Here is a 12,074-nt window from a genome sequence, read left to right on the forward strand (position 1 = left end):
TGGCGCAGGAGATCGAACAGAAGATCCGCGCCAATGCCGGCATCGTCTCGGAGGCGCTGATGGGCGCACCGGAGGATGACGGACCGGACTCCCCGCCGGAGGAGTAAGGCTAAGAAGAACGATCGTTTTAAGGGCTCGGATGTCCTGCCTTCTCTGAACGTCATTCCCGCACTTGTTGCGGGAATCCAGGTTTAAGCCAGCTCGACCGATATCCAGCGGGCTGACCCATGGACCCCCGGGACAAGCCCGGGGGTGACGGCCTCAGTTGGTGGCATGGCCATGTTCTTCCGACCCGAAGCTATTGTGGTTCCCGCCGCCGCTGGACAGCGTTCCCGGCGGCTCGTATAAGCGAAGACCCGCTGGTGATCGGCGGCGCGGATGCCCTGACAGGCTCTTATGGCCTGATCGGGACAGTTCGCGCCGCTTTGCCATATGCGCCATCTGTGTGCGCTGCAGGGAAGGCCCGCATCGGCGGGACTTCACGACGGCGCTTGATGGCACGATATAAGGGAATTGGGCACGGGAAACGGCAGGCCGACTTGGACGGTGCCATACCCGACGCGAAACCTGGACCAAGCTAGAAGACGGCACGCATGAACACGGCGAACGATATCCGCAAGACCTTCCTGGAGTATTTCGCGCGCAACGGGCACGAGATCGTTTCCTCCAGCCCGCTGGTGCCGCGCAACGACCCCACCTTGCTGTTCACCAATGCCGGCATGGTGCAGTTCAAGAACGTGTTCACCGGCGCCGAGACCCGGCCCTATGACCGGGCGGTCACCTCGCAGAAATGCGTGCGTGCCGGCGGCAAGCACAATGACCTGGAGAATGTCGGCTACACTGCGCGCCACCACACCTTCTTCGAGATGCTGGGCAATTTCTCCTTCGGCGATTATTTCAAGGAACGCGCGATCGAGCTGGCCTGGAACCTGGTCACGAAGGAATACGGCCTGCCGAAGGACCGGCTGCTGGTCACCGTCTATGCCGAGGATGAGCAGGCGCACGGGCTGTGGAAGAAGATCGCCGGCCTGACCGACGACAAGATCATCCGCATCGGCACCTCCGACAATTTCTGGCAGATGGGCGATACCGGCCCGTGCGGCCCGTGCTCGGAAATCTTTTTCGATCATGGCGACAAGATCCCGGGTGGCCCTCCCGGCAGCCCGGACGAGGATGGCGACCGCTTCATCGAAATCTGGAACCTGGTGTTCATGCAGTTCGAGCAGCGGGCACCCGGCGACCGTGTGTCGCTGCCGCGCCCGTCGATTGATACCGGCATGGGGCTGGAGCGCATCACCGCCGTGCTGCAGGGCAAACACGACAATTACGATATCGACCTGATGCGCGCCCTGATCGAGGCCTCGGCGGAGGCATCGGGCGTCGATCCCGACGGACCGTTCAAGACCTCGCACCGGGTGATCGCCGATCATCTGCGCGCCAGTTCCTTCCTGATCGCCGATGGCGTGCTGCCGGCCAATGAGGGTCGCGGCTATGTGCTGCGCCGGATCATGCGCCGCGCCATGCGCCACGCCCATATGCTGGGCTGCCGCGAGCCGCTGCTGTGGCGTCTCGTGCCCGCCCTGGTGCGCCAGATGGGCGAGGCCTATCCGGAACTGTCGCGCGCCCAGGCGCTGATCGTCGAGACGCTGAAGCTGGAGGAAAACCGCTTCAAGCAGATGCTGGATCGCGGCCTGAAGCTGCTGGAGGAGGAGACCGCCAGCCTTGGTTCCGGCGGCACCCTGTCCGGCGAGGTCGCCTTCAAGCTTTACGACACCTACGGTTTCCCGCTCGACCTGACGCAGGACATTCTGCGCGGCCAGGGTGGCAGCGTCGATACGGCCGCCTTCGATGCCGCCATGGCGCGCCAGAAGGCCGCCGCCCGCGCTGCCTGGGCCGGTTCCGGCGAGGCGGCGACCGAGACTGTCTGGTTCGACATCCGCGAGAAGACCGGCGCCACCGAATTCCTGGGCTATGCCGAGGATGTGGCGGAAGGCCAGGTCATGGCGCTGGTGGTGGACGGCAAGCCGGTGCATGCCGCGAAGCAGGGTGACAAGGTGGCGCTGGTCGCCAACCAGACGCCTTTCTATGCCGAATCCGGCGGCCAGATGGGCGATGCCGGCACCATTGTCACGGCCAATGGCGCGGAAATCCGCATCTCCGACACGCAGAAGAAGCTGGGCGCCCTGCATGTCCATCTCGGCGAGGTGGTAAAGGGCGAGGTGACCACCGGCGACACGGCGGAATTCCGCATCGACACCGCGCGCCGCGACGCTCTGCGCGCGAACCATTCCGCGACCCATCTGCTGCACGAGGCGCTGCGCCGCCGGCTGGGCGATCACGTCACGCAGAAGGGCTCGCTGGTAGCGCCGGACCGGCTGCGCTTCGACATCAGCCATCCGAAGGCGCTGTCGCCTGATGAAATCCGCGATGTCGAGGCGGAGGTGAACAACCGTATCCGGGTGAATGCCGATGTGAACACCTCGCTGATGACCCCGGAGGAAGCGGTGGAGGCCGGCGCGCTGGCGCTGTTCGGCGAGAAATACGGTGAGGAGGTGCGCGTCGTCTCGATGGGCGGCGCGGAGCCGGAAAAGGGCAAGTTCGGCAGCTTTTCGACCGAGCTGTGCGGCGGCACCCATGTGCGCCGCACCGGCGATATCGGCTTCCTGAAAATCATCGGCGAAAGCGCGGTGTCGGCCGGTGTGCGCCGTATCGAAGCGGTCACCGGCATCGGCGCGCTGGCCCATGTCGAGCAGCAGGAGGCGCTGCTCGCGGAGACGGCCGGCGTGCTGAAGGCGGCCCCCTCGGAACTGCCATCGCGCGTTGCGGCCCTGGTCGAGGAGCGCCGCCGGCTGGAACGCGAGCTGGTGGAACTGCGCAAGAAGATGGCCAGCGGCGGCGGGGCGGCCAGCGAGTCCGCGGCCAAGGATGTGGCAGGCGTGAAATATGCCGCGCGCCGGCTGGACGACGTGCCGGCAAAGGAGCTGAAGGGCATGGCCGACGCGCTGAAGAAGCAGGTCGGCTCCGGTGTCGTGGCGCTGGTCGCGGTGCAGGACGGCAAGGCCTCGCTGGTGGTCGCGGTTACCGACGACCTGACCGGCCGTTTCAGCGCGGTGGATTTCGTGCGCGTCGGCTCCGAGGCGCTGGGCGGCAAGGGCGGCGGTGGCCGTCCCGACATGGCCCAGGCCGGTGGCCCGGACGGCGACAAGGCCGACAGTGCGCTGGCGGCCATCGAGCAGGCGCTGGCGGCGAAGGCGGCGGCCTGACCATGGATGGTGGCAGCTTGCGCTTCGACGGGACCGACGATTACGTCGCCACCGCCGACCTGACGCTGGCGGTAAACGCCGCCATCACGCTGCAGCGGCCTCTGCTGGTGAAGGGCGAGCCCGGCACCGGCAAGACCGTGCTGGCGCATGAGGTGGCGAAGGCGCTGGGCCTCGGCCTCATCGAATGGCATGTGAAGTCCACCACCAAGGCGCAGCAGGGGCTGTACGAATATGACGCGGTCAGCCGGCTGCGCGACAGCCAGCTCGGCGACGAGAAGGTGAAGGACATCGCCAACTATATCCGCCGTGGCAAGCTGTGGGAGGCCTTCGTCGCCGACAAGCCGACCGTGCTGCTGATCGACGAGATCGACAAGGCGGATATCGAGTTCCCGAACGATCTGCTGCTGGAACTCGACCGGATGGAGTTCTTCGTCTACGAGACCGGCGAAGTGGTGAAGGCGGCGCGGCGGCCCATCGTCATCATCACCTCGAACAATGAGAAGGAGCTGCCGGACGCCTTCCTGCGCCGCTGCTTCTTTCATTACATACGCTTCCCCGATGCTGACACGATGGCCGACATCGTCGAGGTCCATTTCCCGGGCATCAAGCAGGCGCTGCTGCGCGAGGCGCTGGCCAGCTTCTACGAGCTGCGCGACGCGCCGGGCCTGAAGAAGAAGCCCGGCACTTCTGAATTGCTGGACTGGCTGAAACTGCTGCTGGTCGAGGATATCCCGCCGGAGGCGCTGCGTGCCAAGGATGCGAAAAGCGCCATTCCGCCGCTCTATGGCGCGCTGCTGAAGAACGAGCAGGACGTGCAGCTGTTCGAGCGTCTGGCCTTCCTCGCCCGCCGCGACGGACGCTAGGCGCAGGATCGGGGGAGGCGGATGTTCGTGAGCTTCTTCCTGGAACTGCGCAAGGCCGGCGTGCCGGTCAGTTTGCGCGAATATCTCAGCCTGCTGGAAGGGGTCGAGGCCGGCGTGCCCGGCTATTCGGTCGAGAATTTCTATTATTTCTCCCGCGCCGCGATGGTGAAGGACGAACGCCATATCGACCGTTTCGACCAGGTGTTCGGCCATGTCTTCAAGGGACTGGAACTGCTGGACAGCGTGTTCGGCGCGGACATTCCAGAGGAATGGCTGCGCAAGCTGGCCGAACGCCACCTCAGCGAGGAGGAGAAGCGCCAGATCGAGGCGCTGGGCGGCTGGGACAAGCTGATGGAGACACTCCGCCAGCGGCTGGAGGAGCAGAAGAAGCGCCACCAGGGCGGCAATAAATGGATCGGCACCGCCGGCACCTCGCCCTTCGGTGCCTATGGCTACAATCCGGAAGGCGTGCGCGTCGGCCAGGAGGGCAACCGCAATTTCCGCGCGGTGAAGGTGTGGGACCAGCGCGCCTACCGCAATCTCGACGACAGCGTTGAGATCGGCACCCGCAACATCAAGGTGGCGTTGCGCCGGCTGCGCCGCTTCGCCCGGCAGGGGGCGGCGACAGAGCTGGACCTTGACGGTACCATCCGCTCCACCGCGCACAATGCCGGGCTGCTCGACCTGAAGATGCGGCCCGAGCGGCACAATGCGGTGAAGCTGCTGCTGTTCTTCGATGTCGGTGGATCGATGGATGGCCATATCCGCGTCTGCGAGGAGCTGTTCTCCGCCGCGCGCGCGGAATTCAAGCACATGGAATATTTCTACTTCCACAATTGCCCGTATGAGCGGGTGTGGAAGGACAATAACCGGCGCGGCATCGACAAGATTCCGACCTTCGAGGTGCTGCGCACCTATGCCGCCGACTACCGCGTCATCTTCGTCGGCGACGCCTCGATGAGCCCCTACGAGATTTTCCAGCCCGGCGGCTCCGTCGAGCACTGGAACGAGGAGGCAGGGGCGGTCTGGATGAAGCGGCTGCTGGACACCTATCCGCGCGCCATCTGGCTGAACCCGGTGGCGGAGGGGCGCTGGCCCTGGTTCGAATCGATCCAGGCGATCCACCAGATGATGGAGGGCCGCATGTTCCCGCTCACCCTCGACGGGCTCGACCGCGGCATCCGCGAGCTGACGCGCTAGGGCTGGTTGTATAGGGCATATTGCCCTATTATCTCTTCATTATGACCACGCCGACGAAGAAGACCGATCACGCGGCCAAGGCCGAGGAAACCCGGCCTGATGTGGTGCGTCGTTCTGGCGACGGGGAAGGCTACGAGCCCCGGGACAGCCTTAAGAAGGCAGCCGATTGGGCGTTCAAGCGCGATGAGCGCACCTGCAAGGCATTGGCGAAGTGATCGAGCTGCTCTGGCTCACTGTCCCTGACGTCCTGTATCTTCACGAACGCTCTATCGAATTGTTCGGCGGTTCGTACGGAACACGCGACGAGGGCTTGCTGGAGTCCGCCGTGATGCGGCCGCAACAGCTTTGGTCTTACACCGAACCGCCGCCTAGCCTTGCTGATCTGGCGGCAAGCATTGGCTTCGGCCTGGCCCGTAATCATCCGTTATCGATGGAAACAAGAGAACCGCTTATGCGGCTGTTCTCTCGTTCCTGTATGAAAACGGCGCCTATCTCGATGTGAGTGAACTTGAGGCGGAGCGGGTGATGGTGAATGTGGCGAGCGGCCTGATGCCCGAAGCCCTTTTCGCTTCCTGGATCAGCGCGAATAGTCTCGCGATCGAAGACTAACCCGCCTTGGCACGGGGGTTGCTTATATCCCGGTGCCATGAAGAAAACGATCCTGACCCTCATCCTCCTTGCCGGTGCCGCGCTGCTGCCGCAGCGCGCCGAGGCGCTTGGCACGACGGCCGGCACGCTGCCTGACCTGTGCGGGGCGGCGATTGCCCGGACCGAGGAAGCGCGTGGCATTCCGCGCAATTTCCTGCGTGCCGTGGGGCTTGCCGAGTCCGGCCGCTGGGACAGCAAGGCCGGGCAGGGCGTACCCTGGCCCTGGACCGTGACGGCGGAGGGGGAGGGCAATTATTACCCCACCAAGGCGGCAGCGATTGCCGCCGTGCGCCGCTTGCAGGCCCGCGGGATCAAATCCATCGATGTCGGCTGCATGCAGGTGAATCTGTACTGGCATGGCAGCGCCTTCTCCGGCCTAGCGGACGCCTTCGAGCCGGAGGCCAATGTCGCCTATGCCGCCGACTTCCTGTCGCGGCTGAAGGAGGAACGGCGCAGCTGGCAGAATGCGGTCGGCTACTATCATTCCGCCACGCCGGAGTTCAACCAGCGCTACCGCGCTAAGGTGCTGCGTCTGTGGCAGGGCGTGCGCGACCAGGATTTTGCCGGCGTGGAGGAGGAGGTGCGCTTCTCCGAGACTGCCCGCTCGGCGGCGCGCCGTCAGCTGCCGACCATGATGCCGGCCTGGGCGAAAAGTGGTGGTGCGGCGGAAACCGCAGCCGCCGTCCCGGCTTCGGCGCGTATCGCTGCCGGTGCGCGGCAGCAGGTGGCGCAGCGCGAGACGCCGTCCGCCGGCGGTCTTAATGCCTATCGCAAGCGCGCGGTGCCGACGCCGGAGACTTTCCAGGCGGTTCCGGAAAGCCTCGTAACCCGTTAACAGAACATAGAAAAAGGGCGCCGGATGATCGGCGCGCTTGCTCTTTTCGCTAAAGGGGTGGAGGTCAGCCCATCGCCTTCTGCAGGTTCTTGTCCAGCGCGTCGAGGAACTGGTTGGTGGTCATCCAGGGCTGGTCCGGGCTGATCAGGATGGCAAGGTCCTTGGTCATCTGGCCGGCTTCGACGGTCTGGATACAGACCTTTTCCAGCGTCTCGGCGAACTTCGCCACTTCCGGCGTCTCGTCCATCTTGGCGCGGAAGGAAAGGCCGCGCGTCCAGGCGAAGATCGAGGCGATCGGGTTGGTCGAGGTCTCCTTGCCCTGCTGGTGCTGGCGATAATGGCGCGTCACCGTGCCATGCGCGGCCTCCGCCTCGACGGTCTTGCCGTCGGCGGTCATCAGCACCGAGGTCATCAGGCCCAGCGAGCCGAAGCCCTGCGCCACCGTGTCGGACTGCACGTCGCCATCATAGTTCTTGCAGGCCCAGACATAGCCGCCGGACCACTTCATAGCGCAGGCCACCATGTCGTCGATCAGCCGATGTTCGTAGGTCAGGCCCTTGGCCTTGAACTTGGAGGCGAAATCGGCGTCGAACACTTCCTGGAACAGGTCCTTGAAGCGGCCGTCATAGGCCTTCAGGATCGTGTTCTTGGTGGACATATAGACCGGCCAGCCAAGGTCCAGGCCGTAATTGAAGCAGGCGCGGGCGAAGTCGCGGATCGAATCGTCAAGATTGTACATGCCCATGGCCACGCCGCTCGACGGGAAGTCGTAGATGTCGAACTGCTGCGCCGGGCCGCCATCGGCCGGCTGGAAGGTCATGGGCAGCTTGCCGGGACCGGGCACCTTAAAGTCGGTGGCGCGGTACTGGGCGCCAAAGGCATGGCGACCGATGACGATCGGCTGGGTCCAGCCCGGGACCAGACGCGGCACGTTCTGGCAGATGATCGGCTGGCGGAACACGGTGCCGCCCAGAATGTTGCGGATGGTGCCGTTCGGCGACTTCCACATCTTCTTCAGGCCGAATTCCTTCACCCGGTCCTCATCCGGGGTGATGGTGGCGCACTTCACGCCCACGCCATACTTCTTGATCGCATTGGCGGAATCGATGGTGATCTGGTCGTCGGTCTTGTCGCGGGCCTCGATGCCGAGGTCGTAATACTTCAGATCAACATCGAGATAGGGCAGGATCAGCTTGTCCTTGATCATCTGCCAGATGATGCGGGTCATCTCGTCGCCGTCCAGCTCGACGATCGGATTCTTAACCTTAATCTTCGCCATGCGTTTTCTCCTCTTGCCGGCGCGTCGGGGCCGGCGCACCTTTATTTGCCGCGGCGAACAATATCAGGCCGTCCGCACGGCGCAATAGCCGGTTACGGATGGCAGGTCACTGCCATTTCACTTCCGGGCCGGGGATCGGTTCCGGTGCCTCCGCCAGGGCGGCGAAGGCGGCATCGATATCGGGCACGAAGCGCAGCAGGGCGCGATGCTGTTCGCTCACGAAACCTTCCGCGATCATGTGGTCCACCATGGCCCGCAGCGGCGCCCAGTAGCCCTTGGCATCGATGATGATGATCGGCTTGGAATGCAGCTTAAGCTGCCGCCAGGTGGCGATCTCGAAGGTCTCGTCCAGCGTGCCGAGGCCGCCCGGCAGCACGATGAAGCCGTCGGAACGTTCGGCCATGATCATCTTGCGCTCATGCATCGTCTCGACGACGATCAACTCGGTCGCCCCGCCATGGCCGACCTCCAGGCGCATCAGGTGGCGCGGGATGATGCCGGTGACCTTGCCGCCGGCGGACAGTGCGGCATCGGCGGCCTCGCCCATCAGCCCGACCTTGCCGCCGCCATAGACCAGTTCGATGCCGGCTTTCGCCAGGCGTTCGCCGACGGCGCGGGCAAGCTGCTTGTAGTCGGGATCGACGCGACCGGAGGAGCCGCAATAGACGCAGAGGGATCGGATGTTTTCCATGCGCGGCGATATCGCATTGCCGTGCGGCCCGGTCAACCGTGCAGTGAGGGAGATCACAAATGCGTGTGCGGTACCGTCGCCTGCGCGTTCCGGCTGCGCTGAGGCTTTACCCTGTTTGCGAAACCGGACATGCTTTCAGCGCGGCGGCGTGGGTCGCCGTTTTTCATGTGCTAGCCAGTCGGATTCGGCCGAATCGGGAGAGGACCAGATGAGCAAAGCCCATTTCAGCAAAGCCCTGCGTGTCGCCGTTACCAGTTTCTGCGCGGCCGGTGTGCTTGCCGGCAGCGTGTTCGTGGGCGCGGCGGTTGCCGCCGACCGCAAGCCGGAAGATGCCCTGTAGTACCGCAAGGGCGTCCTGACCGGCCTTGCCTGGCATTTCGGCCCGGTGGTCGCCATGGCCAAGGGCGAGGCGCCGTTCGACCAGAAGCAGCTTTCCGAGCGCGCGGCTGCCATGGCGGCGCTGTCCAACATGCTGGGCGAGGGCTTCATCCAGGGCACGGCGCAGGGCCAGATCGACGGCAGCCGGACGCTGCCGGTGGCCTTTACCGACAGCGCCGACTTCCAGAAGAAGCTGGAGGCGCTGCAGACCGCCACCGCCGCGCTGGCCTCGGCCTCAGGCTCGGTGGCGCAGGGCGATCTCGGCAAGCATGTCGCCGCCATCGGCGGGTCCTGCAAGGCCTGCCACGACACCTATCGGGCAAAATAGCGCCTCAGCGGAGCAGGGGTGGCAGTATTTCCACGGTGAAATAGACCGCCCCTGCGGAGATTGCGGCGAACAGGCCGGCTAGCCACAGGCTCGCCGGCCTTTCCATGCCCCCCACATCCATGCCAAGGCCGGGAGGCAGGTCCCTGTGGCCGGTCACCATCGCGGTGACCAGGTTTTCGCGCTTGTACAGCCGGTAATAGGCAATCGCCGCCAGGTGCAGCACGACCAGCGCGATCAGGAACCAGACCGCGATGGCATGCGTGCGGTTGGCCATACTGTCCACTGCGCTGGAGAACAGCCCGTTCAGCGGGCCTTCGGTCAGGATGTCGTCGGAGGCGAACAGGCCGCTGCCGGCCTGTGCCAGTGCCGCCAGCAACAAGGCGATAACCGACAGCGCGCCCAGCGGGTTATGGGTATCGGTCGGGTGTGCCTTTGGCGCGGTCAGCGTACGCAGATAGGCCAGCACCGCCGCCGGTCCACGCAGGAAGCTGGCAAAGCGCGCGGTGCGGCTGCCGAACAGGCCCCACAGGATGCGGAAGATCACCAGCGCCAGCACCGCGTAGCCGAAGCGCATGTGCCAGGTCTTGTCGAAGCCGCCGAATTCCCCGGTCCAGTAGGCACCGACGATGGTGCCGGCCAGCATCCAGTGGAACAGACGCGTCGGGATATCCCAGACGAGGGCACGGCGATAGGCGGCGGGCGGGGTCGTGTCGGTCATGGGCGGGGCTCGTCAAAGGGGTAGGTCAAAACCAAGATGACTGGCCAGCGCCGGACCTGCAAGGCCAGCCGCTGCATGCACCTGCAATTGCACTCCGGACTATCCCGATATAGGGTTTGCGCTACGGCATAAAGCGGTCCGGATAACTGGCCGATTTTGGGGGCGTGCGCAATGAATCCTTCCGACATGACGGTTTTCTGACGATGCTGCGACGTCCTTTCATCATCGGCGTGATCGGCGCCATCGTGGTGCTGGTCGCGCTGGCCCTGAATTTCCTGGTGACGTCGGAAGACGCGCCGCAGCAGGCCGCGCCCGCCAGCCCGCCGGTGCAGCGCACGGCGCCGTCCACCGCCGCGACACCCTCCACGGCCCCGCAGAACCCCGCCGTGCCGGACCAGACGCCGGCGCCGCGCGCGCCCAGCTTTGATGTGGTGCGGGTGAACCCGAAGGGCGATACGGTGATCGCCGGGCGCGCCACGCCGAATTCCAAGGTGATCGTGAAGGATGGCGACCGGGTGATCGGCGAGATTCAGGCCGATCAGCGCGGCGAATGGGTGCTGCTGCCGAAGGAGCCACTGCCGCCGGGCAACCGGCAGCTGACGCTGGAGTCGGAGCTGCCCGACGGCAGCCGCCTGCAGTCGCAGGATGTGGTGGTGCTGGCGGTACCGGAACCGCAGAAGGATATCGCCGGCCAGCCGAGCGCCGCCCCGCAGACTCCGCTGGCCATGGTCGTGCCGCGTGAGGGCAGTGGCCCGTCCACGGTGCTGCAGGCCCCTGCCGCACCGCAGCAGCCCGCGCAGACGCAGCCGACGGCTCCAGAGACGGTGGCCCAACCAGCGGCCCAACCGACGACAGCCGCGAAGCCGGGGACGCCCTCGTCAGGCCCTTCCGTGGTCAGCCTGCCGGAAAACGGCAAGAAGACCGATATGCCGGTCAGCGTCGATGTGGTGGATTACGATGCCAAGGGGGCCGTGATCCTGAGTGGCCGGACCGAGCCGAACGGGCAGGTGCGGGTTTATCTCGACGACAAGCCGCTGGGCGACGCACGGGCTGACGACAAGGGCAACTGGCGCCTGCAGCCCGAGGGCGAGGTGGCCGCCGGTACCTATAGGCTCCGCGTGGACCGGCTAGCGCCGGACGGCAAGGTGGTGGCGCGGGTAGAACTGCCCTTCGCCCGATCGGAGCCGCTGTCGGGCCTCCTGGAAGGGCGGGTTGTGGTCATCCAGCCGGGCAACAATCTGTGGCGCATCGCGCGGCGCACCTATGGCGATGGCATGGCCTTCACGCTGATCTATGGCGCCAACCGCGACCAGATCCGCGACCCTGATCTGATCTATCCGGGCCAGGTCTTCGTGCTGCCGCAGGTGAATTAGAGAACTTTACGCTTCCTTGTCGGACGTGTCCGGCAGGGAGAGGGTGGACATCTGCCCGATATGCTCGCGCAGCCGGGCCAGGAACAGGGCCACCGTGGCGATCAGCAGGCTGGGCGTGGGCGGGCCTTCCAGCGGCAGTTCGACATCCAGCCGGATGCGCTGGCGCGGATCGACCAGCAGCCGGGTTTCTTCCTTGACGCCGATGGCCCGCAGCGCCTCCAGGATGGCGCGGCGGCGCGCGACAGATTCGCTGCTGTAGGGCAGGATGCCGATCAGCGCGCGCATCGACAGGCGGGCCTCGCCCTCGCGGTCGTTCAGCTGCGCGATATAGGTCACCCCGTCGCAATCGAAGGCGAACTGGAAGGGGCGGGCATTATGCGGCGCCCCGTCGCCGCTGTTGGCAACCTTCACGAAAGTCCGCAGGTCGAACTCGTCGGGAACGTGATTGAGTACGGCTCGGAAGGGGCTTGCGGCGTCCATCAGCATAAGGCTTTCGGC

12 protein-coding genes and 1 pseudogene are annotated in these 12,074 nt (G+C 65.3%); 9 read left to right on the top strand and 4 right to left on the bottom strand.

What is annotated here, in order from left to right:
- Positions 1-593: 593 nt before the first annotated feature.
- From alaS to MK313_RS13615, 6 genes are all read left to right on the top strand, one after another.
- Entirely contained in the window at positions 594-3,263 is a 2,670-nt protein-coding gene (gene alaS / locus MK313_RS13590) for an alanine--tRNA ligase (RefSeq protein ID WP_287782198.1), read from the top strand.
- 17 nt (positions 3,264-3,280) lie between these two features.
- The gene (locus MK313_RS13595; protein ID WP_287782246.1) at positions 3,281-4,126 is read left to right on the top strand and encodes an AAA family ATPase; all 846 of its coding nucleotides are present in this window, start codon (positions 3,281-3,283) and stop codon (positions 4,124-4,126) included.
- A gap of 21 nt (positions 4,127-4,147) precedes the next feature.
- A complete protein-coding gene (locus MK313_RS13600; protein ID WP_287782200.1) occupies positions 4,148-5,326 on the top strand; it encodes a vWA domain-containing protein in 1,179 nt (392 codons plus the stop codon).
- A 41-nt stretch (positions 5,327-5,367) separates the two neighbouring features.
- A complete protein-coding gene (locus MK313_RS13605) occupies positions 5,368-5,541 on the top strand; it encodes a hypothetical protein (protein WP_287782202.1) in 174 nt (57 codons plus the stop codon).
- Positions 5,538-5,828, top strand: coding sequence for a type II toxin-antitoxin system death-on-curing family toxin (locus tag MK313_RS13610; protein ID WP_287782204.1), 291 nt, complete (start codon positions 5,538-5,540; stop codon positions 5,826-5,828). The genes MK313_RS13605 and MK313_RS13610 overlap by 4 nt, the downstream gene beginning before the upstream one ends.
- A gap of 144 nt (positions 5,829-5,972) precedes the next feature.
- Positions 5,973-6,809: a lytic transglycosylase domain-containing protein gene (locus tag MK313_RS13615; protein ID WP_287782206.1), complete on the top strand. Its 837-nt coding sequence runs from the start codon at positions 5,973-5,975 to the stop codon at positions 6,807-6,809.
- 64 nt (positions 6,810-6,873) lie between these two features.
- Here MK313_RS13615 and MK313_RS13620 read toward each other — a convergent pair whose 3' ends face one another.
- Both MK313_RS13620 and MK313_RS13625 read right to left on the bottom strand, forming a co-directional pair.
- Positions 6,874-8,088: an NADP-dependent isocitrate dehydrogenase gene (locus tag MK313_RS13620; protein WP_287782208.1), complete on the bottom strand. Its 1,215-nt coding sequence runs from the start codon at positions 8,086-8,088 to the stop codon at positions 6,874-6,876.
- Between the two features lie 106 nt (positions 8,089-8,194).
- Complete coding sequence (locus tag MK313_RS13625; RefSeq protein WP_287782210.1) at positions 8,195-8,779, bottom strand: TIGR00730 family Rossman fold protein; 585 nt, start codon at positions 8,777-8,779, stop codon at positions 8,195-8,197.
- Positions 8,780-8,987: 208 nt separating this feature from the next.
- On the opposite strand from MK313_RS13625, the gene MK313_RS13630 reads away from it, so the two are divergent.
- Together MK313_RS13630 and MK313_RS13635 are read left to right on the top strand one after the other, a co-directional pair.
- Positions 8,988-9,119, top strand: a complete 132-nt coding sequence (locus tag MK313_RS13630) for a hypothetical protein (RefSeq protein WP_287782211.1) — start codon at positions 8,988-8,990, stop codon at positions 9,117-9,119.
- Positions 9,120-9,131: 12 nt separating this feature from the next.
- A pseudogene (locus MK313_RS13635) lies at positions 9,132-9,485 on the top strand (c-type cytochrome); the annotation flags it as partial.
- 4 nt (positions 9,486-9,489) lie between these two features.
- Here the strand turns inward: MK313_RS13635 and MK313_RS13640 are convergent.
- Positions 9,490-10,203 carry a cytochrome b/b6 domain-containing protein gene (locus MK313_RS13640; protein WP_287782212.1) on the bottom strand — a complete coding sequence of 238 codons (714 nt, stop codon included), beginning with the start codon at positions 10,201-10,203 and terminating at the stop codon, positions 9,490-9,492.
- Positions 10,204-10,406: 203 nt separating this feature from the next.
- Here MK313_RS13640 and MK313_RS13645 point away from each other — a divergent pair, with 203 nt between their 5' ends.
- Positions 10,407-11,576, top strand: a complete 1,170-nt coding sequence (locus MK313_RS13645; protein WP_287782214.1) for a LysM peptidoglycan-binding domain-containing protein — start codon at positions 10,407-10,409, stop codon at positions 11,574-11,576.
- A 6-nt stretch (positions 11,577-11,582) separates the two neighbouring features.
- On the opposite strand, the gene MK313_RS13650 is transcribed toward MK313_RS13645, so the two are convergent.
- Positions 11,583-12,062 (bottom strand): hypothetical protein, encoded by a 480-nt coding sequence (locus tag MK313_RS13650; RefSeq protein ID WP_287782216.1) that lies wholly within the window; start codon positions 12,060-12,062, stop codon positions 11,583-11,585.
- Positions 12,063-12,074: the final 12 nt, after the last annotated feature.

It is taken from the genome of Oceanibaculum sp. (assembly GCF_022449305.1).
In the GTDB taxonomy this organism is placed as follows: Bacteria; Pseudomonadota; Alphaproteobacteria; order Oceanibaculales; family Oceanibaculaceae; genus Oceanibaculum; species Oceanibaculum indicum.

Coding starts and splice junctions, on each gene's coding strand:
- MK313_RS13640 (WP_287782212.1), bottom strand. CDS start 10,203: ATGACCGACACGACCCCGCCCGCCGCCTATCGCCGTGCCCTCGTCTGG.
- MK313_RS13600 (WP_287782200.1), top strand. CDS start 4,148: ATGTTCGTGAGCTTCTTCCTGGAACTGCGCAAGGCCGGCGTGCCGGTC.
- MK313_RS13605 (WP_287782202.1), top strand. CDS start 5,368: ATGACCACGCCGACGAAGAAGACCGATCACGCGGCCAAGGCCGAGGAA.
- MK313_RS13615 (WP_287782206.1), top strand. CDS start 5,973: ATGAAGAAAACGATCCTGACCCTCATCCTCCTTGCCGGTGCCGCGCTG.
- alaS (WP_287782198.1), top strand. CDS start 594: ATGAACACGGCGAACGATATCCGCAAGACCTTCCTGGAGTATTTCGCG.
- MK313_RS13630 (WP_287782211.1), top strand. CDS start 8,988: ATGAGCAAAGCCCATTTCAGCAAAGCCCTGCGTGTCGCCGTTACCAGT.
- MK313_RS13650 (WP_287782216.1), bottom strand. CDS start 12,062: ATGCTGATGGACGCCGCAAGCCCCTTCCGAGCCGTACTCAATCACGTT.
- MK313_RS13645 (WP_287782214.1), top strand. CDS start 10,407: ATGCTGCGACGTCCTTTCATCATCGGCGTGATCGGCGCCATCGTGGTG.
- MK313_RS13620 (WP_287782208.1), bottom strand. CDS start 8,088: ATGGCGAAGATTAAGGTTAAGAATCCGATCGTCGAGCTGGACGGCGAC.
- MK313_RS13625 (WP_287782210.1), bottom strand. CDS start 8,779: ATGGAAAACATCCGATCCCTCTGCGTCTATTGCGGCTCCTCCGGTCGC.